Here is a 23,905-nt window from a genome sequence, read left to right on the forward strand (position 1 = left end):
GGCGCGGCGCGCCACAGGGAGAGGGACTCATGGATGGCTGGTGGCTGGTCGCGCTGGGCGCGGCCGTGGCGGGATTCGTGCAGGGCTTGTCGGGCTTCGCGTTCGGCATGGTGTCGATGTCGTTCTGGGCCTGGGCCCTGGATCCGCGCCTGGCGGCCGCGCTGGCCGTGTTCGGCTCGCTGACCGGCCAGCTGCTGGCGGTGTTCTCGGTGCGGCGCGGTTTCGATTGGAAGATGCTGTGGCCCTTCGTGGCCGGCGGGCTGGCCGGCGTGCCGCTGGGCGTGCAGCTGCTGCCCATGCTGGACATGACCTGGTTCAAGGCGGTGCTGGGCGCCATCCTGGCGATCTGGTGTCCGACCATGCTGTTCGCTGCGCGCCTGCCGCGCATCAAGGGCAGCCGGGTCGGCGACGGCGCGGCCGGACTGGTGGGCGGCGTGATGGGCGGCATCGGCGGCTTCACCGGCGTGGTGCCCACGCTCTGGTGCACGCTGTGCGGCTTCGACAAGCACGCGCAGCGCGCCGTCATCCAGAACTTCAATCTGTCGATGCTGGCGGTGACCATGCTGACCTATCTGGGCACGGGCATGATCACGCGCGACATGCTGCCGATGTTCGCGGTGGTCGCGCCCGCCATGCTGGTGCCCACGCTGCTGGGCACGCGCCTGTACATGGGGATCTCGGAGCTGGCGTTCCGCCGCATCGTGCTGGGCCTGCTGACCTGCTCGGGCGTGACCCTGCTGATTTCCGCCGTGCCCCAGTTGCTGGCGCGCTAGCGCGGGGCCGTCGCGGCCCCGCGCGGCATCGCTAGTCGGCGGCCGACAGCAGCGCGACGATCTCGCGCAGCTCGGCCGCATCCTCCAGGCGGCGCAGGCGGCGGATCAGCGCCTCGGCCCGGTCCGGCGGCACGGGAGGTCGCGCCGAGGCGCAGCAGGCGCGGAACTTGGCGTCCTGCGCGGCTTCGTCCAGCGGCAGTGCCGGGCTGCCCGGAAACTCGGGCATGTCCAGCGCCAGGCAGCGGCCGTCCCGCAGATGCAGTTCCACGCGCTGCGGGCACATGGCGTTGGGATCGGGATTGCCGTCGTCCAGCACCTCGATGCGGGCGGCCAGCTCCAGCCGGCGCGGATCGGCCAGCGCGTCCGGATCGAAATCCGGGATGCCGACCCGGCCATGCAGGATGGCCGTGGCCACGGCATAGCCCATGCAAAGCCGGGCGGTGGCCGAGTCCATGCCGGGCCGGGCGGGCCGGCCGACCAGGCGCACGATCAGCGACGACGCATGCACCTTCATGCCGGCGATGTCACCGGGTTGCAGCGCGTGTTCGCGCATCAGCCGCAGCGCGGCGCCGATGCCGCTGTGCGTGGCGCGTCCGGTGGGGTAGGGCTTGTGGCTCATGCGCGCGATCTGGAATACGCGGCCGACGTCGCCGGCGGCCTCGTCCCAGCGCGCCTGGCCGGCGTCGTAGAGCGCGAAATAGCCGAACGGCCCCTCCAGGATGTCGCGCGGGCCGGGAAAGCCGGCGCGCGCCAGCTCGAAGGCCGTGACCGCGGCGCGCGCGTTCAGGCCAACCTGCAGGCCGACGGCGGGCGAGCCCTCGATGTGCGCCTGCATGGTGCCGGACAGATGGCTGTAGGCCAGGCCGAGCGCGTCGCGCGTGGCGGCCTCGTCCAGGCCGGCGAGCTTGCACAGGGTGGCGGTGGCGCCCAGCCCGCCGCACATGGCCGGCCGGAAGAAGCGCATCGGCGCGCGCTGCGCCAGCGCCACGTGGATGGCGAAGTCCAGCCCGGCGGCCACGGCGGTGATCAGGCGCCTGCCGTCCACGCCGCCTTCGCGCTCGGCATAGCCCAGCGCGGCGGGCGCGATGCAGGCGAAGGCGTGCACCACGGCGCGGTCATGGATCGCGTCGAATTCCTGGTTGAAGACCTGGTAGGCGTTGAGCATGACCGCGCTGGCTAGCGGCAGCCGTTCGCCGCTGGCCCAGACCGTGGCCTCGGCGCCCTGGCCCAGCGCGGCGGCGGCGCGCTTGAGCGCAGGCATGCGCGGGTGGCGCGAGCCCGACAGCCCGACGCCGATGGCGTCCAGCAGGAAGGTCCGGGCGGCGGCGACAGCCTCGGCCGGCAGGTCCTCGTAGCGCAGGCGCTGCAGGTGCGCGACCAGCGTGTCGATGGCGCTGGCGGCTGGCCGGGACGGCTCCGCGTCGCGCGCGGCGGTGGTTTGCGCGCCGTTCATGCCTGGTCTCCCGGCGCGCCGCGCAGCGGCGGCGAGCACTGGCCGGCATACCACGCGTACAGCTCGGCGCCGGTGACGAAGCGGGTCATGGAATGGCGCTGGAGCCGGTCCAGCATCGCCTCGAAATCGGGGTAGCGGTGCGGCACGCCCATCAGGTGCGGGTGCAGCCCCAGCGTCAGCACGCGCGGCATGCCGGACGCGGCGGCCTCGCGCGCGTAGACGTTGAGCGTGTGCTCCAGCCGGCGGCCGAACTCTCCGGTGGCGTGCTTTTCCACGGCATGGATCACCGAATCGTTCAGCTCCAGCGCATAGGGCAGGGCCAGCAGCGGGCGCGGGGCGGCGCGCATCCAGTTGGGCAGGTCGTCCAGGCACCAGTCGAACACATAGTCCACGCCAGCCTGCGCCAGCAGGTCCGGCGTTTCGCTGGTTTCACGCAGGCCGGGCGAGAGCCAGCCGCGCGGGCGCGCGCCGCTGAAGCGCTCGATCCGGTCCAGCGCGGCGGCGATGGCCTCGGCCTGCCCGACGCCGCCGTCCTGCGACAGCGCGCGCTGGTGGATGCCGTGGCCGATGAATTCCCAGCCGGCCTGCAGCAGCGCGTCGGCGGCCGCCGGATAGGCGTCGATGACCGAGGCGTTCAGGCTGGCCGAGGCCGGCAGGCCTCGGCCCGAGATGGCGTCGATCATGCGGGGCAGGCCGCAGCGCAGGCCGTATTCGGCCCAGCTGAAATTGGGCACGTCGGGGACGTTGCCGATGCCGTGCGGCGGGGTGAGGATGGTGCGCGGCATGGGCTGGTCGAACGGCCAGTGTTCCACGTTGACGACCAGGTGGACCAGGATGGGGCGTCCGTCCAGGCCGGCCAGCGGCGGGCGCTGGCGCGGCATCAGGAAGGGAATGCGGGGATTGTTCATGATGTCTGTCGGCAAGTCCGGACGGCGTCAGCGGCCGGTGAATACGGGGTCGCGCCGTTCGGCGAAGGCGCGGCGGCCCTCGGCGTAGTCGGCGCTGTCGAAGCATTGGCGCACCAGCGCGGCGATCGCCTCCAGTTCGGCGGCGGACGGTTCGCGCGTGGATGCCAGTATCGCCGCTTTCGCCGCCCGCAAGGACAGGGGCGCGTTGGCGGCGATGCGTTGCAGGCGGGCCAGGGAGAGCCGCTCGAAATCGTCCAGCGCGAAACGCTCGTGCAGCAGTCCGCCGGCCTGCGCCTGTTCGGCGTCCAGGGTGCGGGCGGTGTAGAACAGCTCGAAGGCCGCGGCCATGCCGGTCACCGCCACCACGCGGCGCATGTCGGCATAGCCGTAGCCCAGGCCCAGGCGCGCGGCCGGCATGCGAAAGCGCGCGCTGGCGCTGGCGTAGCGCAGGTCGCAGGCCAGCGCCAGGCCGATGCCGCCGCCCATGCAGGCGCCCTGGATCAGCGCCACCGTGGGCGCCGGAAAGCGCGCCAGCGCGTCCTGCGCCTCGGCCACGGCCTGGTTGTAGATGACGGCCGCCTCGGCGCTGTCGCGGGCCTGGTCGAATTCGCTGATGTCGGCGCCCGACACGAAGGCCTGCGAGCCCGCGCCGGTCAGGGCCAGCACCCGCAGGTCCGGCGCTTCGCGCAGCCGCGCCAGGCAGGCCGCCAATTGCCGCCACATGGCCAGCGTCATGGCGTTGCGGCGAGCCGGGTTGCTGATCGTCAGCGTGGCGATGCCGTCGCGCAGCGTTTCCTGGATGTGGCCGGCGGGCTGGCCGCTGGCCGGCGAGGGCGCGCCGCTCATACCACGCCCTCCGCGCGCAGGCGCGCGATGCCGGCGGCGTCATAGCCCGCTTCGGCCAGCATCTCGTCGGTGTGCTCGCCCCAGCCCGGCGCGGGGCGGGCGATGGCGGCGGGCGTGCGCGTCAGCGTGACGGGCTGCGAGATCAGGCGGTAGGCCTGGCCATCGTCGCCGGTCACGGACTGCGCCACGCCCAGGTGCCGCACCTGCTCGTCCTCGAATACCTGGGGAATGGTGTAGACCGGGCCGGCCGGCACGCCGGCGCGGTTCAGCAGCTCGACCCAGTGGGCCACGCTGGCTTCCCGGAAGCGCCGCGCCAGCGCTTCATTGAGCGGGGCGCGGTTGGCCACGCGCAGCTTCTCGGTGGCGTAGCGCGGGTCTTGCAGCCACTGCGGCGCGTCCAGGCAGTCGCACAGGCGCTTCCAGTTGCCCTCGCCGGAGGCGCCCAGGTTGAAGGCGCCGTCGCTGGCCTCGAACAGGCCCATTGGGCTGCTGGTGGGATGGTCGTTGCCGGCCTGTGCGGGCGTATCGCCTTCGTTCAGGTAGCGCGCCGCCTGGAAGTCCATCAGCGCGATCTGGGTATGCAGCAGCGAGCTGTGCACCCACTGGCCCTCGCCCGAGCGCTCGCGCTCCAGCAAGGCCAGCAGGATGCCGACCGCCGCGTAGATGCCGGTGCCGCAGTCGGCCACGGCCAGGCCCGCGCGCAGCGGTCCGCCGCCGGCATGGCCGGTGACCGACATCAGCCCGCCCATGCCCTGGATGATCTGGTCGAAGCCAGGCCGGCCCGCATAGGGGCCATCCTGGCCGAAGCCGGAGATGCTGGCCAGGATGATGCGCGGGTTGATGGCGCGCAGGTCCTCATAGGCCAGGCCGAGCCGCGCCTTGACGTCCGGGCGCCAGTTCTCGACCACCACGTCGGCGGTGGCGACCAGGCTGCGCAGCACGGCCAGGCCTTCAGGCTTCTTCAGGTTCAGCGTCAACGAGCGCTTGTTGCGGTTCAGGTTCTGGAAGTCGCCGCCGTGGCGGTCGGCGGCGAACATGGCTTCGTTGGGATCGACGCCGGCGGGCGGTTCGATGCGGATGACGTCGGCGCCGAAGTCCGCCAGGATGCGCACGCAGGTCGGGCCGGCGCGCACGCGCGACAGGTCGAGAACGCGAAAGCGCGACAGGGCGGGGGAGGCGGTGATCTTGGACATGGTGGTTCCCATGGGTCAGCGTTGCAAAAACGTGGAGTGGGGCAGGGCGAACTGGCGGGCGAAGGCCAGCATCCGCGCCTCGCTGCCCGGCGCGCCGATCAGCTGCGCGCTGACGGGGCGGCCGCGGCCGTCCAGGCCCACCGGCAGCACCAGCGCCGGCAGGCCCAGGAAATTGACGTAGGCGTGATGGCGATGCAGCGCGGCCAGCGCGCGCGGGTCGAAGGCGGGGCTGGAGGTCGTGACCGCGTCGCGGTCCGGCACGCCTTGCGGGAAGCAGGGCGCCAGCAGCAGGTCGGCGTCGCCCAGGCTGCCGGCCAGGAAGGCCGCTCGCAGCGGCGCCGCCTGCGCCAGCGCGTGGCGATACCAGACGGCCGGCATGGCCCAGCCCGGCAGCGCGATGGCGCGGGTCGACGGGGCCAGCGTGTCCAGGCCGCCGCGCACGGCCGCCGCCAGCGCCAGCGCGGCCTCGGCGTGAAGCACGATCTGCGCCAGCCGGTTCAGGCGGTCCAGGTCGGGCAGCGCGGCCGGCCTCAGCCCGATGGCGCCGCGCAGGCGCTGCTCGAAGCCCGTCAGCGCGGCGGCGACCGTGGGATCCTCTCCATCCGCATGCAGCGCATTGGCGATGCGCCAGTCGCGCGGGCGCGCCAGCTCGCGCTCCAGCGCGTCCGGCCGCAAGGGCAGCTCGGGATCTTCGTCGCCGGCGGGCAGGGCGGCGGCGAAGACGCTGGCGGCGTCCAGCGCGTCGCGGGCGATCACGCCCACCGTGTCCAGCGTCGGCGCGAGCGGGGCCACGCCTTGCGCGGACAAGCGTCCCGGCGTGGGCTTCAGGCCGATCAGGCCGCAGGTCGCGGCCGGCATGCGGACCGAGCCGGCGGTGTCCGTGCCCAGCGAGGCCGGGCACAGGCCGGCCGCCACCGCGACCGCCGAGCCGCTGGAAGAGCCGCCGACCGCCGCCGCGCTGTCCAGCGGGTTCATCAGGGCTGGCGCGTGCGGGTTCTCCGCCGTAGCGCCGCAGGCATGTTCGGCCATCGCCAGCGCGCCCAGGTTCAGCGCGCCATGCCCGGCCAGCCGCCGCAGCACGGACGCGGCGGGACGGGGCGCGCCCGTCGCTCGCGGGCCGCCCAGGCGGGGCGCATGCAGGCCGGTGTCGAAGGCGTCCTTGTGCGCCAGCGGCACGCCGGCGAGCAGCCCGTCCGCATCGGCGGGGGCCGACGCGGGGGCGAACAGCTGGACCACGCAGCCCAGCGGCGCGGCGCGGCGCGTGAAGCCGGCGGCCAGGGCGGCGACGTGGGCGTCGCGCAGCGGCGGCGCGGCGCGTCGATAGGCCGCGCGCGCGCCGGCCACGGAGAGGAAGGCAGAGGCGTCAATCATGGCCATCCTCGAGCGGCGCGATCTCGGCGGCCACGGCCGACAGGCGCATCAGGGTGCGAGCGACGGCCCGTTGCGCGTCCGGCGGCACGGCCAGTCCGTGGCTCAGGAAGGCCAGCTCGACCCAGGACTGCCAGTCTTCCTTGCGTTTCTCGTCCATGACGGGTGTCTCCTGCTACGCTTAGGTCTTAAAATAAGATTCCAGTGTCATAAATATATTTATAGAAGTCAAGAAAATAATATGACGAACCGTGCACGCCTGAACCTTTCGATTCCGGGAGCGCCGCGATGAAGGCCGCCGAACGCATACGCCTGTCCATCGAGGAATCCATCCGCGACGGCAGCCTGCTGCCGGGCGACGCCGTGGACGAGCAGCAGCTGATGCAGACCTACGAGGTGTCGCGCACGCCGGTGCGCGAGGCCTTGCTGCAATTGCAGGCGCAAGGGCTGCTCAACAGCCTGCCGCGCGGCGGCATGGTGGTGGCCAAGATGGACGTGGCGCAGCTGCTGGCGATGTGGGAACTGCTGGCCGAGCTGGAGGGCATCGGCGCGCGGCTGGCCTGCGAGCGCATGACGCCGGCCGAGCGCGAGGAACTGGCCGCCATCCACGAACGCGCCGGCGCGGTGGCGCGGCGCGAGGACGCGGAAGCCTGGCAGGACCACAACCGGCGCTTCCACGACGCGCTCTACCAGGGCGCGCGCAATCCCTATCTGCGCCAGGAGATCCTGCGCATGCGCTCGCGCACCGGCGCCTACCGCCGCCACGCCTATTCGGCCTTCGGCCACCTGGCTTCCTCTTGGGCGCAGCACGGCGAACTGGTCGCCGCGATCCAGGCCCAGGACGCGGCCCGCGCCGCCACGCTGATGACGCGGCACATGAGCCCCGGCCAGGGCTCGATCAGCTTCGCGTCCTTCATCGCGGCGCTGCCCAAGGATCTGCTGGCCTGAAGCCGGAAGGCCGAGGGAACAGACCGGCGGCGGATTCGGCCCGCCGCGGGTTCGACTGCGGGTAATTCCCGATTACTGCATTTTTGCGATGCTTCAAAATATATTTATAAGAAATTTAAAAATCTTGATGCGTCGCCCTGCCTGGTTGTAACGGGTTGGGCCCCAACCCAGTCCGGTACACCAAGGAACTAGTCATGGATGCCGTATCCCCGCAGCCCGCCGCACAGCTGGCCCCGCAGCATTCCCGGGGCGATGCCCCGGCCGTCGATTCCGCCCGCATGCACAGCAAGGTCGCGTGGCGGCTGATTCCTTTCCTGATCTTCCTGTTCCTGCTCGCCTGGATCGACCGCGTCAACGTCGGCTTCGCCAAGCTGCAGATGCTGCAGGACCTGCGCTTCAGCGAGGCCGTGTACGGCCTGGGCGCGGGCATCTTCTTCATCGGCTATTTCCTGTTCGAGGTGCCGAGCAATCTGCTGCTGCAGCGCATCGGCGCGCGCAAGACCCTGGCGCGCATCACCATCCTGTGGGGGCTGACGTCGATGGCCATGGCCTTCGTCACGACGCCGTTCTCGTTCTATCTGCTGCGCTTCCTGCTGGGCGTGTTCGAGGCGGGCTTCTTTCCCGGCGTCATGCTGTACCTGACGTACTGGATCCCCGCCGGCCGGCGCGGCCGCATCAACGGCTGGTTCATGACGTCCTTCGGCATCGCCGGCGTGGTCGGCGGCCCGATCGCGGGCCTCATCATGAGCGGCATGGACGGCGTGGCGCCGTTGCGCAACTGGCAATGGCTGTTCGTGCTGGAGGGCATACCCTCGGTGATCGCCGGCATCGTGGTGCTGGGCTACCTGCCGGACCGGCCGCGCCAGGCGCGCTGGCTGTCGGCCGCCGAGCAGACGGCGCTGGAAGCCGAGCTGGAGGCCGAGCAGCGCCACGGCGGCAAGCACGCCAGCTTCGCCCAGGCCCTGCGCCAGCCGGCGCTGTGGTTGTGCACGGCCGCCTATTTCTGCATCGTCGGCGGCAACGCCACGCTGGCGTTCTGGATGCCGTCGCTGGTGCGCGAGCTGGGCGTGCGCGGCGCGCTGGACATCGGCCTGCTGTCGGCGATCCCCTTCACGCTGGGCACCGTGGCGATGGTGCTCAACGGCGCGCACTCCGACAAGACCGGCGAGCGGCGCCTGCATTGCGCCGGCGCCACGCTGGTCGGCGCGGCGGGGCTTGCGCTGACCGCCGCCTACATCGGCAATCCCGTGCTGGCGATGGCCGCGCTGAGCGTATCCGCCATCGGCGTGCTGGGCGCGTTTCCCGTGTTCTGGGCGATTCCGGCGGGCTTTTTGACCGGCACGGCCGCCGCCGGCGGCATCGCCTTCATCAACTCGGTCGGCAACCTGGCCGGCTTCGCCACGCCCTTCATGATGGGCTGGATGAAGGAATGGACCGGCGGCGTGGCCGCCGGCCTGTACGTGGTGGCCGCCATGCAGCTGACCTCGACCGCGATCGTCGCGCTGGCGATGCGCCGGCTGGCGCGCTAGCGCAAGGCGACGGGCGGCGAGCCGCGGGCGGCCAATCACTGGCGGCGAGCGGTGGTCCGTCGGTTGCGGCCAGCCGGCTGCGGGCGCCGCCGCGCCCGCGTCGTCTCAGTGCGGCCGCAGCCGTTCGCCGACGCTGGCCGCCAATAGCTGCGCGGTGGCCGCCGACAAGGTCCAGCCCAGGTGGCCGTGGCCGGTGTTGTAGAACACGCCCGGCCGCTTGCCCGGACCCACGCGCGGCATCATGTCCGGCGTCATCGGGCGCAGCCCGCACCAGGGCACCACGCGCGCCGTCCTGACGCCGGGGAAGTGGCGGCGGGTCCAGTCCACCAGCGGCTGCACGCGTTCGGCGCGGATGTCCAGGTTGTAGCCGTTGAACTCGGCGGTGCCGGCCACGCGGAAGCGGTCGCCCAGCCGGCTGGTGACGATCTTGGCGGCCTCGTCGAGCAGGCTGACGCGCGGCGCGGCCTCGCGGCTGGCGGCGTCGTCCAGGTGCACGCTGATCGAGTAGCCCTTGACCGGATAGATGTTGACCGTGTCGCCCAGTTGCCGCGCGAAGCGCCGGCTGGCCGCGCCGGCGCAGACCACCACGGCGTCGGCCTGGTGCCGGTCGCCGCCGCCGCCGTCCGCGCCGGCCAGGTCCAGCGCATAACCCGCGCCGTCGGCCGTGATCGCGGCGACGTCGGCGTCCTGCACGAAGCGCACGCCCAGCCGCTCGCAGGCCTGGGCCAGGCCGCGCGTGAACTTGTGGATGTCGCCGGTGGCGTCGGACGGCGTGTAGAAGCCGGCGTGGCAGGCCGTTTGCAGCGCCGGCTCGATGTCGCGCGCCTCCTCGGGCGTGACCGCGTAGCGTTCCAGGCCGCCTTCGCGCAGCAGCTCGTTGCCGCGCCGCGCGGCCTCGAAGCTGGCGGCGTCGTGGTAGATGTGCAGGATGCCGCGCCGCTCCAGGTCGAAGTCGATGCCTTCGGCCTCGGCCATGTCGTACAGGTGCTGGCGCGCCTCGATCGCCAGCCGGGTGGTGGCGATGGTGTTGCGGCGGTGGTTGGGGATCTGGCGCATGAATTGCAGCAGCCAGGAATACTTGTGCCAGCTCAAGCGCGGATTGAGCAGCAGCGGCGCGTTGCTGCGACCCAGCCAGCGCAGGCCCTTGAGCACGGTGGCGGCGCTGTTCCAGACCTCGGCGTTGCTGGCCGACAGCTGGCCGCCGTTGGCGTAGGAGGTTTCCATCGCGGGGTAGCGCTGGCGGTCGTAGACGGAAACGTCGTAACCCTGCTTGCGCAGGACGTAGGCGGACGTGACGCCGGTAATACCGGCGCCAATGATGGCGATGCGGGGCATGATTGCTCCAGATGGCGTGGCGACGGCCGGACGGCCGCTGCACCCCATCTGTCCCGGTACCTGAGAGCTTTGCCCGGCGCGTGCCGGGGTTCCCCTTCGGTGGGCGCGCAAGGCGCCTCTCTCCAGATCGTCTACACCGCGCAGTCCTGTCTGCCTGAGAGTTTCCGGGGCGGTTGCTCCGTCGGCGCCCGCCGCGCGGCCGGGCCGGGGCGAGTCTCTTCTGCGTGGTGTTTGCTACGACCGTGGCAGGATAGCCAAATATTCCGCGTCCTGGAATTCAGGGTTAGTACCAGTATGAGCGCGGCGGCGCTACCATCCTGGGTTCGCGCGGGGCGCGCGCCGGCATGCCCGTCGTCGCCGCCCGGCGGCAATGCCGCCGCCTGGCCCCGCCCGTCTTGTTCGCGCTGTTTTCCGGGAGTTCTCCATGCGCCTGTCCGCCTTGTTCCGCCGCTGCCTGCTGGCCGTCACCCTTGCCGCATCGCTGCCCGCGTCGGCGCTGTCCCCCATCCATGACGCCGACGCGCGCGTGCGCGCGGCCGTGCTGACGGTGATGAAGCAGCATGAAATCGCCGGCATGGCGGTGGCCGTGACCCGGCAGGGCGAGCAGCATTTCTACAGCTTCGGCCTGGCTTCCTGGGAGACGCGCGCGCCGGTCACCAACGACACGCTGTTCGAAGTGGGCTCGATCAGCAAGACCTATTCGGCCACGCTGGCCGCCTACGCCCAGGCGCTGGGCCGGCTGTCGCTGGCGGATCCGGTCGAGCGCCACGTGCCCGAGCTGGCGGGCAGCGCCTTTGGCAAGGTTTCGCTGCTGGGCCTGGCCACGCATACGGCGGGCGGCTTCCCGCTGCAGGTGCCCGACACGGTGCGCGACCGCGCCCAGCTCATGGCCTATCTGCAGGCCTGGCAGCCCAGCTACGCGGAAGGCACGCGCCGCACCTACGCCAATCCCAGCATCGGCATGCTGGGCGTGGCGACCGCCAATGCCATGGGCCAGGCCTATGTGCCGCTGATGCAGGGCACGCTGTTGCCCAAGCTGGGCCTGCCCAGCACCTATCTGCAGGTGCCGGCCGACCAGATGGCGCGCTACGCGCAGGGCTATGACAAGCGCAACCAGCCGGTGCGCGTGAGTCCCGGCGTGCTGGCCGACGAGGCCTACGGCGTCAAGACCAGCGCCCGCGACCTGCTGCGCTTCGTGGAGCTGAACCTGGGCGGCACCAGCGGCGACGCCAAGCTGGATCAGGCCATCGCCGACACGCACCGGGGCTATTTCGAACTGGGCGGCATGACGCAGGACCTGGTGTGGGAGCAGTACCGCTATCCGGCGCCGCTGGACACCGTGCTGGAAGGCAATGCCAACACGGTCGCCCTCGAGACGCACGACGTGCGCGCGCTGCGTCCGCCGCTGGCGCCGCGCGCCGACGCCTGGATCAACAAGACCGGTGCCACCAATGGCTTTGGCGCTTACGTCGCCTTCGTGCCGGGACGCCGGATCGGCATCGTGATCCTGGCCAACCGCAACTATCCCAACGCCGATCGCGTGCGCCTGGCCTATGAGGTGCTGGACGCGCTGGAGACGGGAGGCCGTTGAGCGGACGCGCCAGGGAGCCGCGGCGGCAGGCGTTGCCCAGGCCGGTCTGCCGGGCGGTCTCCGGTCAGGCGGCCGGCGCCGCGCCGGCCCCGGCCAGCGCCGAGCCACAGCGCGGCAGCAGGCCCAGCAGCGCCAGCCGGTCGCGCAGCTGCTCCAGCCGCTGCATCCGATACGCGTCCACGTCCACGCCGGCGTAGTCGTAGAAGCCCTGGCCGTCGCGCAAGCCGTTGCGGCCCTGTTCCATGTTGCGCGCGATCACGTCCGGCGCCGCGAAGCGCGGGTCCAGCGCGCCGGCCAGGTAGCGCGAGGCGTAGTAGAGGATGTCGCCGCCGCCCCAGTCGATGAATTCCAGCAGGCCCAGCACCGAGAAGCGCAGGCCGAAGCCCAGGCGCACGGCGGTGTCGATGTCCTCGGCGCTGGCCACGCCTTCCTCGACCATGCGGGCCGCCTCGTTCATGGCCAGCGCCTGGATGCGCGGCACGATGTAGCCGGCGGACGGCGCGCACATCACCGGCGTCTTGCCCGCCATGCGCAGCAGTTCCAGCAGCTGGTCGACGGCGGCGTCGCGGGTGGCGGGGCCCCGGCTGACTTCCACCAGCGGGATCAGGCTGGCCGGGTTGAGCCAGTGCGCGTTCAGGAAGCGTTGCGGATGCGCCGTCAGCGCCGCCAGTTCGGTGACCAGGAAGGTGGACGTGGTCGATGCCACCACGGCGTCGGCCGGGCAGGCCTCGTCCAGCCAGCGCAGCGCGTCACGCTTGGCGTCCAGGCGTTCGGGCACGGCCTCGAACACCGCGCGCGCCGCGCGCAGGTCGGCGGCCGCGTCGTCCCTCGCGCGCAACCGCAGCCGGGCCAGCGCGGCGTCGGCCTGGTCCTCGCTCAGCACGCCCAGCCGCGCGAGCATGCCCAGCTCGGCGCGCACGGCCGCGCGCGCCGCATCGTGGACGCGCGCCTGTTCATCGGCGGCGCGGGGCTTGAGGTCGATCAGCGACACCTCCAGGCCGGCGATCAGGTAGGACGCGGCGATGCCCTGTCCCATGCGGCCGGCGCCGATCACGCACAAGGGGGCGGCCATCTCAATAGCCCTCCTGCAGCAGCGCGCGCATGTCGGCGCGCGACAGAGTGGACAGGCCCAGGTTCTCCAGCGTGCGACCCTCGGCGTACAGGTCGCGCCCGGTCAGCGCCGAGGCCAGGGCCAGCAGGCCCTGCGCCACCGGCATGGGCACGCCGGCCCAGCGGCCCGTCGACACCAGGAAGGACAGGCCCAGCCGCGTGTCCTCCAGCATGTAGCGGTGGCAGTGCAGGTCGATGGTCTCGCGCCAGTCGCCGCTGTCGGTCAGGCGGCCATGGGCGCCGCGCCCGTACATCCATTCATCGCCTTCCTGGGCGTAGTGGTCAGCCAGCGGGAAATGCGGCGCGCCATAGCCCAGCGCCTCGCGCAGCGCGACGCGCTCGGCATCCAGCGCATCGGTCACGGCGCGGATGGCCGGCTGGGTGCCTTCGTTGTGGATGTCCCAGCGCTCGAAATGCTGCAAGGGGCCGGCGTTCATCAGGATGAGCGGCGGGTGGATGATGGGGCCGGCATTCATCAGCGCGCCGGACAGGCCGTCGCCGGCCGGCTCCACGCTGGGATAGGCCTGGGCCAGCCGCCGCAGCGCGGCATCGGCCAGCCGAAGGGGGAAGACGCCGGTGGGCAGGCGCGTGGCGTAGCCGCTGATGACCACGCGCTGGCCGTGCTTGCGCGCCAGGTAGGGCAGGGTGCCGGTCTCGGCATAGGCGACCTGAGCGCGGTTGCCGGCCTGGCGCTGGGCGCGCGCGAACAGGTGGCAGCCGAAGGTGCCGGGCGGCAGGAACACCACCTGCCCGTCCTCCAGCAGCGGCGCGAGCCGGGGCGCCAGATCGTCGTGCGTGGTGGCGGGCAGCGGGATGACGATCAGCTCGGCGCCCTGGACCGCGTCGCGCAGTTCGCGCGCCAGCCGCAGCTGGCCGGGGCCGTCGCCGATGGCGATGCGGCGGGCGCCGCGATAGTCGGTGACCTCCAGCCCGCCGGCCTTGGCCAGCGCGGCGCCGGCCTCGGCGTCGCGCCGCCACCAGCGCACCTCGTGGCCTTTTTCGTGCAGGTCCGCGGCGGCCGCGTAGCAGCCGTGTCCGCCTCCGATGACAGTGACGCGCATGATCGTGCTCCTTGATGACGATGCGACGATCCTAGCGGCGCGGACGGCGGCCGGTCTGCGCCGAACGCGCAAGCGCCGTTCCATTCCGGCAAGGGATTCGGGCCGACCTGCGGTGTGCTACAAACCACGGCGGGCGCATGCTCCAATTTTCGACATCGCTTTCCAACAGGCCGTCAGAATCATGAAAATCCTTGCCGCAGCGCTATTGAGCCTTTCGTTCCTGGCGGCTTCCGCCGTTGCGGGAGCCGATGCCAGCGCCGATGTCAGTCCCGACACCAACCTGGACGAGGCCGAACTCGTGGCGACGCTGGAGGGCGGACATTGGCGTTCCGGCGATGCGAAGGGCACCTACCGGGTGATCCTGGAGAACGTGGGTTTCGAGCATGTCAGCTGCCGCGTCTGGATCGAGTGGCTGGCCGATGCCAAGTCCGGCGGCGCCAAGTCCGGCCAGCCGCCGCGCGTCGTGGCCCGGGTGCCGTACGCCGAGATCTCCGACAGCTTCTGGTCCTGCGGACCGAAGCGCAACGGCCTGTCGGGCGCCACGCTGACCATACCCGCCAAGCATGCCTATTCGGGCGAAGCCCGCAAGTTCCAGGCGGTGCTGGGCGCGCCGGGCGAATACCGCCATCGCGGCGCCGGCGGTTGAGCCGGCGCGCGGGCGCCGGCCCGTGCTGGCGCTAGCGGCCGCGCAGCGTGTCCGACGGCCGGCAGCCGTAGCGCTTGCGGTAGTGGCTGGCGAAGTGGCCGAAGCTGGTCACGCCGTGGCGCAGCAGGATGTCGGTGACGTTGTCGCCCGGCCCGGCCTGTTCCAGCGCCGCGTGCACGCGGGCCAGCCGCTGGCCGCGGATGTAGTCGATGGGGCTCTGGCCCAGGAAGCGCGCGAAGCCGTTCTGCAAGGTGCGGGTGGACACGCCGGAGAGCGCGGCCAGCTCCGCCAGGGTGACGGGCTCGTCCAGATGGCTTTCGATGTAGTCGCGCGCGCGCCTGACGTGCAGCGGCAGCGGTTGCCGGCGGTCGGCGCGCAGCGCGTCGCTGTAGTTGTGCGGCAGCTGCATCAGCAGCAATGACATCAGGTAGTCCGGGAAGCCCGCCGCCAGCGCCGGCGCCAGCTGGTCGATGTCCGGGTCCTGGTGCAGCCGGCACAGATAGTCCAGCGTCTGGCGCACCGCCGCCATGCCCGACGAACCCTCGGCCACGTCCACGTCGAACACCAGCGGCGTCCTGAGCGGGCGCTCCAGCAGCTGCTGCAGGCGGCGTTCCAGCGCCGGCCGCTCCACCCGCAGGATCAGGCTGCGGCAGTCGCTGCCGACGCGGATCAGGCTGCGCTCGGAGGGCGAGGAGACGGTCAGGCTGCCGGCGCGGATGGCGGCGCTGCGGCGACCCAGCTCGACCATGCCGCTGCCGGCCAGCGTGGCGCGCACCAGGTAATAGCTGGCGATGTCGCCGGCGTCGATCTCGACCTCGGCGCCATAGCGCAGGTCGAACAGCGCGGCGCTGCCGAAATACACGCCGTACAGGCGCGACTGCAAGGGATTTCCCTGAGGCACGCGCATATGGTGCGACCACAGGTGATGGCTGACCTGGTCCCGGATCTCGGCCATGTTGGCCGAGTCGAGCAGGCAATGGCGTTGCAGCGGAATCGAGTCTTGGAACATGCTTTCCTGCGCCCCGGGAACAGTGCTTGCGCGCCCCGTATAGAGCCGCGCCCGGCAAAGGCCTACAACTGACGGACCAGGCCGCGCCCGCCGGGCCGGCCTGGGAACTCCAGGACGAGCGCCGCGCGGCGGCCGGACCTGGCGCACACAAGCAGGCGATGCGCGGCCGGCCGGTACAAGGCTGGCGCGACAGCGCCGCCACGCAAGGGAAGAGACATGACTGGCGATATCCCCGACAGCGCGCCCGCGCGCCGCTACGCCTACGAGTGGTACGTGGTCCTGGTCTGCATGCTAGCGTACATATTTTCCTTCGTCGACAGGCAGATCCTGGCGCTGATGATCGAGCCGATCAAGCGCGACCTGGGCCTGACCGACACGCAGTTCAGCCTGCTGCACGGGCTGGCGTTCTCGCTCTTCTACGCCTTCATGGGCATCCCCATCGCGCTGCTGGCCGACCGCTATTCGCGCCCGCGCATCATCGCCGTCGGCGTGGCCTTCTGGAGCCTGGCGACCGCCGTCTGCGGCCTGTCGCGCAACTTCGCCCAGATGTTCCTGGCGCGCATCGGCGTGGGCGTGGGCGAGGCGGCGCTGTCGCCCGCCACCTACTCGATGCTGAGCGACATGTTCCCGCGCGACCGGCTGGGCCGCGCCGTGGGCGTGTACTCGATCGGCTCGTTCATCGGCGGCGGACTGGCCTTCCTGATCGGCGGCTATGTGATCAACCTGCTGAAAAGCGTGGACACCGTGGCGCTGCCGCTGCTGGGCGCGCTGCGGCCCTGGCAGGTGACGTTCTTCGTGGTGGGGCTGCCGGGCCTGCTGGTGGCGTTGCTGATCCTGCTGACGGTGCGCGATCCCGGCCGGCGCGGCCTGCGCCTGGGGGCCGACGGCCGCGCCAGCAAGCCCGCCATCGGCGACACCTTCCGCTTCCTGGCGCGGCACCGGCGCACCTTCTGTTGCCACTTCCTGGGGTTCTCGTTCTACGCGATGGCATTGTTCGCGCTGCTGGGCTGGACGCCGGCCTTCTACATGCGCAAGTTCGGCCTGTCGCCGACCGAGGCGGGCTACATGCTGGGCGTGGTGGTGCTGGTGGCCAACACCGCCGGCGTGTTCTGCGGCGGCTGGCTGATGGATGCGCTGGCGCGGCGCGGCCATGCCGACGCGCCGCTGCGGGCCGGCGTGATCGGCGCGGCCTGCATGGCGGTGCCGGCGGTGGCGTTCACGCAGGTTGATTCGCTGTGGCTGTCGGTGGGGCTGCTCCTGCCGGCCATGTTCTTCGCGTCCTTTCCCATGCCCACGTCGACGGCCGCGATGCAGATCCTGCCGCCCAACCAGCTGCGCGCGCAGGTCTCGGCGCTGTTCCTGCTGATCTCCAACCTGATCGGGCTGGGCCTGGGCACCACGGCGGTGGCCTTGCTGACCGACCGCTGGTTCCGCGATCCGGCGGCGGTGGGGCAGTCGCTGTCCGCGATGATCGGCGCGGCGGCGGTCGCCTGCGTGGTCCTGCTGGCGATGGGCTGCGGCAGCTACCGGCGCAGCCTGGCGGCCGAGGCGGCGCCCGGCGCGGCCGAAGCGTCCGATGGCGCGGCGCCGCTGACGGCGCGGCCGGCCTCGACCTCGTAGCGGCCACGGGCTTGGGCGGCGGGGCGCGACAATTCGTCGCGGTTCGCGCGCCGCCATCGGCGCGCCGCCGCGCCCGCCAGCGGCGATAATCCGCGCATGACCTACCAACTCCTGAAAATGCTCCATGTCGCGGCCGTGGCCGCGTGGCTGTGCGGCTCGCTGTTCGTGTCGCTGTTCCTGCTGACGTCCCAGCCGCAGGAAGGCGAGGCGCCCAAGGAACGCAAAATGCTGGGCGCGCTGCGCCGCTGGACCCTGTTCGTGACCACGCCGGCCATGGCCCTGAGCTGGCTGGTCGGCCTGCACCTGGCCATGAGCTTCGGCTGGTTCGCGATGAACTGGATCTGGGTCAAGATCGGCATCGCGGCGGTGCTGTCGGCGCTGCTGGGCATCCAGAGCGCGGCGCTGGGCCGCATGGCGCGCGGCGCCGGCGGACGGCCGCCGGCGCTGGACCTGTACGCGCCGTTCACGGTGCTGGCGGCCGCGGCCATCGTCACGCTGGCGGTGGTCAAGCCGTTCTGAGCGGCGCGGCCCGGCCGCATCGTTGCGTGGCGCACCAGGCTGCTTGCCGCAATCGGCAAGGGGCCGGTATATGCGCCCGCGCCATATCGAAACACCCGTGTAATAAGGACTCAACCAAGTATTCGTTCGTCCGCGATAAGCGCGTCCCTAGAATCGTCTCACTCTCATAACTGCACAGACTTAGAGGCGATTCCATCATGACTACTCGTTTTTTCATCGCCGGACTGGCCCAGGACGAAACGCAGCCCATCGGGGAGCAGCAAGCGCACGCGGCGCGCTCGGCGCGCGGGCAATTTTTCAAGCGCCTGCTGGGCGCGATCCTGGCCTCGGCCGCCATGTTCCACGGCCCGGCCTTCTCGGCCGATCCCAAGCCCCTGAAGGTCGGCGTGCGCGGCGGCGTGGACGAGCAGATCTGGGAAGTGGTGGCGCAGGTTGCCAAGAAGAACGGCCTGGCCGTCGAGCCGGTGGTGATCACCGGCACCGCCAGTCCCAACGAGGCGCTGAACAACGGCGATCTGGAAGCCAACGCCTTCCAGCACATTCCCTTCCTGAAGGACCAGATCAAGCAGCGCGGCTACAAACTCGTGCCGGTGGCCAATACGCTGATCTCGCCCATCGCCTTCTATTCGAAGAAGTACAAGTCGCTCAAGGACCTGCCGCCGGGCGCCAAGGTCGGCATTCCCAATGATCCCAGCAACCAGACGCGCGCCCTGGTGGTGCTGCGCGACCAGGGACTGATCACGCTCAAGGATGGCTTCGATCCGTTCACCGGCACGGCCACGCTGGCCGACGTGACGTCCAACCCCAGGAAACTGGAGTTCGTCGAGAGCGCCTCGGTGGTGCTGGCGCGCTCGCTGCCGGACGTGGACACGGCGGCCATCGTCAACAGCTTCGCCTACCAGGCCGGCCTGATCGCCACGCGCGACGGCATCGCCGTGGAGAAGAAGGAAAACAATCCCTACGTCAACATCATCGTGGTGCGCGAGCAGGACAAGAACGCGCCCTGGGTGCCGGAGCTGGTCAAGGCCTACCATTCCGAGGAAGTGCGCCAGTTCATCCTGAGCAAGTACGAAGGTTCGGTCATTCCGGTGTTCTGACGCCGGCTGGCGCGATCCATCATGAAGCACTACGAACTTCCCGTGGCCGAGCCGCTGGCCGGCGCGGCCCCGGCCAGCGCGCCCGAGGCGGCGCGCGGCCGCGAGCACATCGTGTTCGACAATTTGCAGAAGCGCTACCAGGGGCCGCAAGGCCCGGTGGCGGCGCTGTCGGACGTGTCCTTTGGCATTGCGCGCGGCGAAATCTTCGGCATCATCGGCCGCAGCGGCGCGGGCAAGTCCACCTTGCTGCGCACCATCAACATGCTGGAGCGCCCCGACTCCGGCCGCGTGCTGATCGACGGCGCCGATGCCGGGCAGCTGGACGAGGACGGGCTGGTGGCGCTGCGGCGCCGCATCGGCATGATCTTCCAGCACTTCAACCTGCTGTCGGCCAAGACCGTGGCCGAGAACGTGGCGCTGCCGCTGCGCGTGGCCGGCGTCAAGCCCGCCGCCGCGCGCGTCCGGGTCGACGCGCTGCTGGACCTGGTGGGCCTGCGCGACAAGGCCGATGCCTATCCGGCCAAGCTGTCCGGCGGCCAGAAACAGCGGGTCGGCATCGCCCGCGCGCTGGTGCACGAGCCGCGGATCCTGCTGTGCGACGAAGCCACGTCGGCGCTGGATCCCGAAACCACCCAATCCATCCTGGCGCTGCTGCGCGACATCAACCGCAAGCTCGGCCTGACCGTGGTGCTGATCACGCACGACATGGCGGTGATCCGGGAAATCTGCCATCAGGTGCTGGTGCTGGACGGCGGCCGCAAGGTCGAGCAGGGCGAGGTCTGGCGCGTGTTCGGCGATCCCGGGGCCGAGGCCACGCGCGCATTGCTGCGGCCGCTGCAGCACGACCTGCCGGCCGACCTGGCCGCGCGCCTGTCGCCCGAGCCGCAAGGGCCTGGCGCCAGCGGCGTGCTGCGGCTGCGCTACACCGGCGCCGGCCGCGCGCAGGGCGTGCCCCTGGCGGCGCTGGCCGCGCTGGGACCGGGCGCCACGCTGCTGCATGGCGGGCTGGACCGGCTGGGCGGCCATGCGCAGGGCAGCCTGCTGGTGTCGGTGCCCGCGGGCATATTGCGGCAGGAAGCCGCGCGCGTCGCGCTGGCGGCGGATCAGATCGAGGTGCTGGGCTATGTCGCTGCCGATGCTTGATAAATACCTGCAGGCCTTCCTGCAGACGCTGGCGATGGTGGGCGTGTCGGCCGTGATCGCCATCGCGCTGGGCCTGTCGCTGGCGCTGGTGCTCACCGTGACGGCCTCGGGCGGGCTGTATCCGAAGCCGCGCCTGAACCGCGCGCTGTCGATCACGGTGAACACGTTCCGCGCGATTCCCTTCATCATCCTGCTGATCGCCATGCTGCCCTTCACGCGGCTGCTGGTGGGCACCACGCTGGGCACCTGGGCGGCCATCGTGCCGCTGTCGGCCAACCTGGTGCCGTTCTTCGCGCGCATCGCCCAGGTCAGCCTGAACGACGTGGACCCCGGCCTGGTCGAGGCCGCGCGCGCCATGGGCTGCCGCCGCCTGCACATCGTGCGCCATGTGCTGCTGCCCGAGGCCTTGCCCGGCATCATCGGCGGCATGACGGTCAGCGTGATCGCGATGATCAACGCCTCGGCCATGGCGGGCGCGGTCGGCGCGGGCGGGCTGGGCGATCTGGCGATCCGCTACGGCTACGAGCGTTACGAGACGCGCGTGATGTTCGAGGTGATCGTGATCCTGATCGCGCTGGTGTCGATCGTGCAGTTCACCGGCGAATGGCTGTCGCGCCGCGCCGACCACAAGCGCTGACGCGGCGATGCGGCGGCGTATGTCAGGGCAGGGTGGCCGGCAGCAGGCTGGCCAGTTGCTGCGCGCCCAGCTGGTCCTGTTCGCGGACCAGGGCGTCGACGCGGGCCTGATGCTTCCGATAGCGCGCCAGGTCGTCGTCGCGCTCGAACAGCAGCTGTCCGCCGCGCGCGACCCAGTAGGGGCGGTTGTCGTCGAGCAGCGTGATCATCTGGCCGAACTCGTCGAGGATGCGCGTTTCCAGGTCCCAGGCCCGGTTCACGTCGCGCAGCCGCGCCTGCCGCTGCGCCGCCACGCCGTCGAGCATGCGCGTCCTGGCGTCGTCGTCGATGTCCAGCGCGCGGATCAGCGCCGGCATTTCATCCAGCGCCTGCTGGTTGCGCTGGCGGTAGGTCGGCAGCAGGCGGCCGGCCAGTTCGAGAATCATGCGGCTTTCCACCAGGCCCGTGTCGCGCGCCAGACGGCCCGGATCGAACAGTCGCGGCAGGCCGATGTCGTCCAGATCCTTGACGTAGGCCTTGTGCTGCGCGAGCCGCTGGCCGGCCACGGTCTTGACCGCGCGCTCCAGCTCGCCGTAGGCGCCGTGGGCGCGAGGCGTGGGATCGATGTCGGGCAGCGCGCCGGGTTTCTCCGCGCCGCCGGCCATGCGGCGCAGCACGGTCATGGCGTCGCGGATGCCCGCGCTGGCCAGCTCGCGCTGGCGGTTCTGCTCGATCCGGCTCCAGGCCTGGCCGGCGTCGCCCAGCAGCATGACCAGGCCCACGGCCAGCGCGATGTACAGCTGGCTGCGGGGATTGCGGAAGCGCTTGCCGATCGCGAACAGCGCACAGGCCAGCAAGGGCGGCAGGGCCATCATGCCCAGCACTTCCAGGCTGGTAGCCGGCTGGCGCGCCAGCAGCATGCGCAACGTGCCTTCGGCCATGTAGACCGCGCAGGCCAGCAGCAGGGGCAGCAGCCAGCCCGCGCGCCGCTGCGTCGCCGCGGACAGCGGCGCCTGGCCTTGAGCCTGGATGGGCCCGGATTGCGGGTTCATGGAATGCCGGTTGGGAATGCGTGGGGATCTCAAAATGTAACAACGCCGCGCGGCGGCGTCAATGCGGCGCCGGCCCGCTCCAGCGGCAGGCAGCACTTTCCGGCGCGGCCATGGCCGCGTCTTCGATGAACATGGACCACACAGGAGTCCCGTCATGACCGATCACTCGCAGCAAGGCTTCGCCACGCGCGCCATCCACCTGGGCTATGACCCGCTGGAAGAGCAGGGCGCGCTGTCGCCGCCGCTCTACCTGACCTCGACCTACACGCAGGAAAGCCTCGAAGCCTTCGATCAGATCCGCCTGGGCGAGCGCAGCGGCTACGTCTATGGCCGCACGCGCAATCCCACGCAGGCCCTGCTGGAAGAGCGGCTGGCCTCGCTGGAAGGCGCCGAGGCCGCCGTCGTCACCGCGTCCGGCATGGCCGCAATCTCGGCCACGCTGTTTTCGCTGCTGCAAAGCGGCGACGAGATCGTGGTCGACCAGATCGTCTACGGCACGGCCTTCACGCTGTTCACGCAGGGCCTGGCGCGCTTTGGCGTGCGCGCGGTGTTCGCCGATTTCACGCGCCCGGAGACGGTGGCCGCCGCCATCGGCCCCAAGACCCGCGCCGTGTATTTCGAGACGCCGGCCAATCCCAACCTGCGGCTGGTGGACATCCAGGCGGTGTCGGCCATCGCGCGCGGCAAGGGCCTGTTGACCATCGTCGACAACACCTTCGCCACGCCGGTGCTGCAGCGTCCCTTGGCGCTGGGCGCCGACCTGGTGCTGCATTCGGCCACCAAGTACCTGGGCGGGCATGGCGACCTGCTGGCCGGCGCCGTGGCCGGCCGCAAGGAACTGGTCGACGCGGTGCGCCTGCAGGGGCTGCGCTATTACACCGGCGCGACGCTGTCGCCCTTCACCGCCTTCCTGGTGCTGCGCGGCCTGAAGACGCTGGAGCTGCGCGTGCAGCGTCACAGCGAATCGGCGCTGCGCGTGGCGCGGCTGCTGCGTGAACATCCGGCGGTGGCTGATGTGTTCTACCCGGGCCTGGCCGACACGGCCGGCGCCGAGATCGCGCGCCGCCAGCAATCGGCCGGCGGCGGGCTGGTGGCCTTTGAATTGAAGGGCGGGCTGGATGCGGGCCGGCGTCTGCTCAATGGCTTGAAGCTGGCGCGCATCGCGGTCAGCCTGGGCGATCCCGAGACGCTGATCCAGCATCCGGCGTCGATGACGCATGCCAGCTACTCGGCCGAGGACCGCGAGCGTTATGGCCTGTCAGAAGGACTGCTGCGTTTGTCGGTGGGACTGGAGACGCCCGACGATATCCTCGCGGACCTGAAGCAGGGGCTGGATCGCGCCTAGTCCTCGCGTCGGCGGTCGCCGGGCTGGCGCGGTGTCAGGGCGCGGCGTTCGTGGGGTCGTTGCGCCAGGCCAGCCACTCGCCCTCGCGCAGCCCATCCCTGGGCGCGCGCCGCGCCGCCGCCACGCCCTGGCGCAGCGCGGCCAGGTCCAGGCCGGGCAGGCGGCGCAGCAGCGCCGGCGGCAGATGGTCCGGATCCAGCGCGTCCGCGTCGAAGTCCACGGCCATCAAGCCGTCGCCGTCGCTGGGTACGCGGATGAACCAGCTGCCTTCCAGGTAGTCGCCGCTCCAGGGATCGGGAAAGCCCGCCAGCAGCAGGCGGAAGCCGAACTCGCGCACGTTGGCCCAGGGCCAGAACTCCGTCACGCCCGCCGCGCCGGCGTCGCGCCAGATGCCCGCGTCGTCGACGCGCACGCGGCTGGCCGGTGGCGGCGCGGGGCGGCGGGTGCATAGGCGTTTCAGGCGTGACCACATGGGCAATGGGCGATGGACGAGTGCGGACAGGGCAGGGTAGCAGGTCCGCACATTGCAAAAATGTTACAAGCATTGATCCGGATCAAACAGGCCCGGCGGCGAGCGGGTTAGGGTTGCCGTTTTTTCCTCGCCGGTCGCGGGCGGCTGTCCGCCGTTCGCGGCCCGGGCCACGCGCAGCAAGGACCATGACCATGACAGACAAGACCACGCCATCTTCCGAATCGGGCACGGCGGACGCGACCCGCAAGCGCGCCACGGGCACGACCCGCCGC

At 71.2% G+C, this 23,905-nt stretch carries 24 protein-coding genes and 2 riboswitches; of the genes, 11 read left to right on the forward strand and 13 right to left on the reverse strand.

Translation table 11 applies throughout. The features are described from left to right. Positions 1 to 29 precede the first annotated feature (29 nt). Positions 30 to 773, forward strand: a complete 744-nt coding sequence (locus tag AC6LJ9_RS09475) for a sulfite exporter TauE/SafE family protein (RefSeq protein WP_212313855.1) — start codon at positions 30 to 32, stop codon at positions 771 to 773. 31 nt (positions 774 to 804) lie between these two features. Here AC6LJ9_RS09475 and AC6LJ9_RS09480 read toward each other — a convergent pair whose 3' ends face one another. The 6 genes from AC6LJ9_RS09480 to AC6LJ9_RS09505 are packed head-to-tail and all read right to left on the reverse strand — an operon-like array spanning position 805 to position 6,701. Next, positions 805 to 2,226, reverse strand: coding sequence for an MmgE/PrpD family protein (locus tag AC6LJ9_RS09480; RefSeq protein WP_498147362.1), 1,422 nt, complete (start codon positions 2,224 to 2,226; stop codon positions 805 to 807). Then, on the reverse strand, positions 2,223 to 3,134 hold the full coding sequence (locus AC6LJ9_RS09485; RefSeq protein WP_212313859.1) for a polysaccharide deacetylase family protein: 912 nt from the start codon (positions 3,132 to 3,134) through the stop codon (positions 2,223 to 2,225). Before AC6LJ9_RS09485 ends, AC6LJ9_RS09480 begins: the two co-directional genes overlap by 4 nt. Before the next feature lie 27 nt (positions 3,135 to 3,161). After that, complete coding sequence (locus AC6LJ9_RS09490; protein ID WP_498147363.1) at positions 3,162 to 3,980, reverse strand: enoyl-CoA hydratase; 819 nt, start codon at positions 3,978 to 3,980, stop codon at positions 3,162 to 3,164. Continuing rightward, positions 3,977 to 5,173 (reverse strand): CaiB/BaiF CoA transferase family protein, encoded by a 1,197-nt coding sequence (locus tag AC6LJ9_RS09495; protein WP_498147364.1) that lies wholly within the window; start codon positions 5,171 to 5,173, stop codon positions 3,977 to 3,979. Before AC6LJ9_RS09495 ends, AC6LJ9_RS09490 begins: the two co-directional genes overlap by 4 nt. 15 nt (positions 5,174 to 5,188) lie before the next feature. After that, the gene (locus AC6LJ9_RS09500; protein ID WP_498147365.1) at positions 5,189 to 6,544 is read right to left on the reverse strand and encodes an amidase; all 1,356 of its coding nucleotides are present in this window, start codon (positions 6,542 to 6,544) and stop codon (positions 5,189 to 5,191) included. Next, on the reverse strand, positions 6,537 to 6,701 hold the full coding sequence (locus tag AC6LJ9_RS09505; protein ID WP_498147366.1) for a hypothetical protein: 165 nt from the start codon (positions 6,699 to 6,701) through the stop codon (positions 6,537 to 6,539). Before AC6LJ9_RS09505 ends, AC6LJ9_RS09500 begins: the two co-directional genes overlap by 8 nt. A 128-nt stretch (positions 6,702 to 6,829) precedes the next feature. On the opposite strand from AC6LJ9_RS09505, the gene AC6LJ9_RS09510 reads away from it, so the two are divergent. Both AC6LJ9_RS09510 and AC6LJ9_RS09515 read left to right on the forward strand, forming a co-directional pair. Beyond that, the gene (locus AC6LJ9_RS09510) at positions 6,830 to 7,489 is read left to right on the forward strand and encodes a GntR family transcriptional regulator (protein ID WP_498147367.1); all 660 of its coding nucleotides are present in this window, start codon (positions 6,830 to 6,832) and stop codon (positions 7,487 to 7,489) included. A 194-nt stretch (positions 7,490 to 7,683) separates the two neighbouring features. Continuing rightward, a complete protein-coding gene (locus tag AC6LJ9_RS09515) occupies positions 7,684 to 9,018 on the forward strand; it encodes an MFS transporter (protein WP_498147368.1) in 1,335 nt (444 codons plus the stop codon). 105 nt (positions 9,019 to 9,123) lie between these two features. Here AC6LJ9_RS09515 and AC6LJ9_RS09520 read toward each other — a convergent pair whose 3' ends face one another. Next, positions 9,124 to 10,353, reverse strand: a complete 1,230-nt coding sequence (locus tag AC6LJ9_RS09520) for a D-amino acid dehydrogenase (protein ID WP_498147369.1) — start codon at positions 10,351 to 10,353, stop codon at positions 9,124 to 9,126. Between the two features lie 46 nt (positions 10,354 to 10,399). Next, positions 10,400 to 10,481: riboswitch (glycine riboswitch) on the reverse strand. 3 nt (positions 10,482 to 10,484) lie between these two features. Then, positions 10,485 to 10,586: riboswitch (glycine riboswitch) on the reverse strand. Positions 10,587 to 10,777: 191 nt separating this feature from the next. Between AC6LJ9_RS09520 and ampC the strand changes: the two genes are divergently transcribed. Beyond that, complete coding sequence (ampC, locus tag AC6LJ9_RS09525) at positions 10,778 to 11,944, forward strand: class C beta-lactamase (RefSeq protein ID WP_498147370.1); 1,167 nt, start codon at positions 10,778 to 10,780, stop codon at positions 11,942 to 11,944. Between the two features lie 64 nt (positions 11,945 to 12,008). Here ampC and AC6LJ9_RS09530 read toward each other — a convergent pair whose 3' ends face one another. Then, positions 12,009 to 13,016 carry a 3-hydroxybutyryl-CoA dehydrogenase gene (locus tag AC6LJ9_RS09530; RefSeq protein ID WP_498147371.1) on the reverse strand — a complete coding sequence of 336 codons (1,008 nt, stop codon included), beginning with the start codon at positions 13,014 to 13,016 and terminating at the stop codon, positions 12,009 to 12,011. A 1-nt stretch (position 13,017) separates the two neighbouring features. After that, positions 13,018 to 14,115 carry an NAD/NADP octopine/nopaline dehydrogenase family protein gene (locus AC6LJ9_RS09535; protein WP_498147372.1) on the reverse strand — a complete coding sequence of 366 codons (1,098 nt, stop codon included), beginning with the start codon at positions 14,113 to 14,115 and terminating at the stop codon, positions 13,018 to 13,020. Positions 14,116 to 14,296: 181 nt separating this feature from the next. On the opposite strand from AC6LJ9_RS09535, the gene AC6LJ9_RS09540 reads away from it, so the two are divergent. Beyond that, entirely contained in the window at positions 14,297 to 14,761 is a 465-nt protein-coding gene (locus AC6LJ9_RS09540) for a hypothetical protein (protein ID WP_212313870.1), read from the forward strand. Between the two features lie 31 nt (positions 14,762 to 14,792). Here the strand turns inward: AC6LJ9_RS09540 and AC6LJ9_RS09545 are convergent, their stop codons facing one another. Then, positions 14,793 to 15,770: an AraC-like ligand-binding domain-containing protein gene (locus AC6LJ9_RS09545; protein WP_498147373.1), complete on the reverse strand. Its 978-nt coding sequence runs from the start codon at positions 15,768 to 15,770 to the stop codon at positions 14,793 to 14,795. Positions 15,771 to 15,986: 216 nt separating this feature from the next. Here AC6LJ9_RS09545 and AC6LJ9_RS09550 point away from each other — a divergent pair, with 216 nt between their 5' ends. The 5 genes from AC6LJ9_RS09550 (at position 15,987) to AC6LJ9_RS09570 (ending at position 20,786) form a co-directional block, all read left to right on the forward strand. Next, the gene (locus tag AC6LJ9_RS09550; protein WP_498147374.1) at positions 15,987 to 17,390 is read left to right on the forward strand and encodes a spinster family MFS transporter; all 1,404 of its coding nucleotides are present in this window, start codon (positions 15,987 to 15,989) and stop codon (positions 17,388 to 17,390) included. Between the two features lie 96 nt (positions 17,391 to 17,486). Beyond that, complete coding sequence (locus tag AC6LJ9_RS09555) at positions 17,487 to 17,909, forward strand: CopD family protein (RefSeq protein ID WP_212313873.1); 423 nt, start codon at positions 17,487 to 17,489, stop codon at positions 17,907 to 17,909. A gap of 335 nt (positions 17,910 to 18,244) precedes the next feature. Then, a complete protein-coding gene (locus tag AC6LJ9_RS09560) occupies positions 18,245 to 19,006 on the forward strand; it encodes a MetQ/NlpA family ABC transporter substrate-binding protein (RefSeq protein WP_249204917.1) in 762 nt (253 codons plus the stop codon). A 21-nt stretch (positions 19,007 to 19,027) separates the two neighbouring features. After that, entirely contained in the window at positions 19,028 to 20,149 is a 1,122-nt protein-coding gene (locus AC6LJ9_RS09565; protein WP_498147375.1) for a methionine ABC transporter ATP-binding protein, read from the forward strand. After that, positions 20,130 to 20,786 (forward strand): methionine ABC transporter permease, encoded by a 657-nt coding sequence (locus tag AC6LJ9_RS09570; RefSeq protein WP_103273754.1) that lies wholly within the window; start codon positions 20,130 to 20,132, stop codon positions 20,784 to 20,786. Before AC6LJ9_RS09565 ends, AC6LJ9_RS09570 begins: the two co-directional genes overlap by 20 nt. Positions 20,787 to 20,808: 22 nt before the next feature. On the opposite strand, the gene AC6LJ9_RS09575 is transcribed toward AC6LJ9_RS09570, so the two are convergent. Beyond that, a complete protein-coding gene (locus AC6LJ9_RS09575; protein WP_498147376.1) occupies positions 20,809 to 21,816 on the reverse strand; it encodes a hypothetical protein in 1,008 nt (335 codons plus the stop codon). 154 nt (positions 21,817 to 21,970) lie between these two features. On the opposite strand from AC6LJ9_RS09575, the gene AC6LJ9_RS09580 reads away from it, so the two are divergent. Continuing rightward, positions 21,971 to 23,161: a trans-sulfuration enzyme family protein gene (locus AC6LJ9_RS09580; protein ID WP_498147377.1), complete on the forward strand. Its 1,191-nt coding sequence runs from the start codon at positions 21,971 to 21,973 to the stop codon at positions 23,159 to 23,161. A gap of 34 nt (positions 23,162 to 23,195) precedes the next feature. Here the strand turns inward: AC6LJ9_RS09580 and AC6LJ9_RS09585 are convergent, their stop codons facing one another. Together AC6LJ9_RS09585 and AC6LJ9_RS09590 are read right to left on the reverse strand one after the other, a co-directional pair. Beyond that, a complete protein-coding gene (locus AC6LJ9_RS09585; RefSeq protein WP_498147378.1) occupies positions 23,196 to 23,573 on the reverse strand; it encodes a hypothetical protein in 378 nt (125 codons plus the stop codon). Positions 23,574 to 23,715: 142 nt separating this feature from the next. Next, positions 23,716 to 23,905 (reverse strand): hypothetical protein (locus AC6LJ9_RS09590; RefSeq protein WP_498147379.1); only part of this gene is annotated, 190 nt, incomplete at its 5' end.

The organism is Achromobacter sp. 1011811831, from assembly GCF_059760905.1.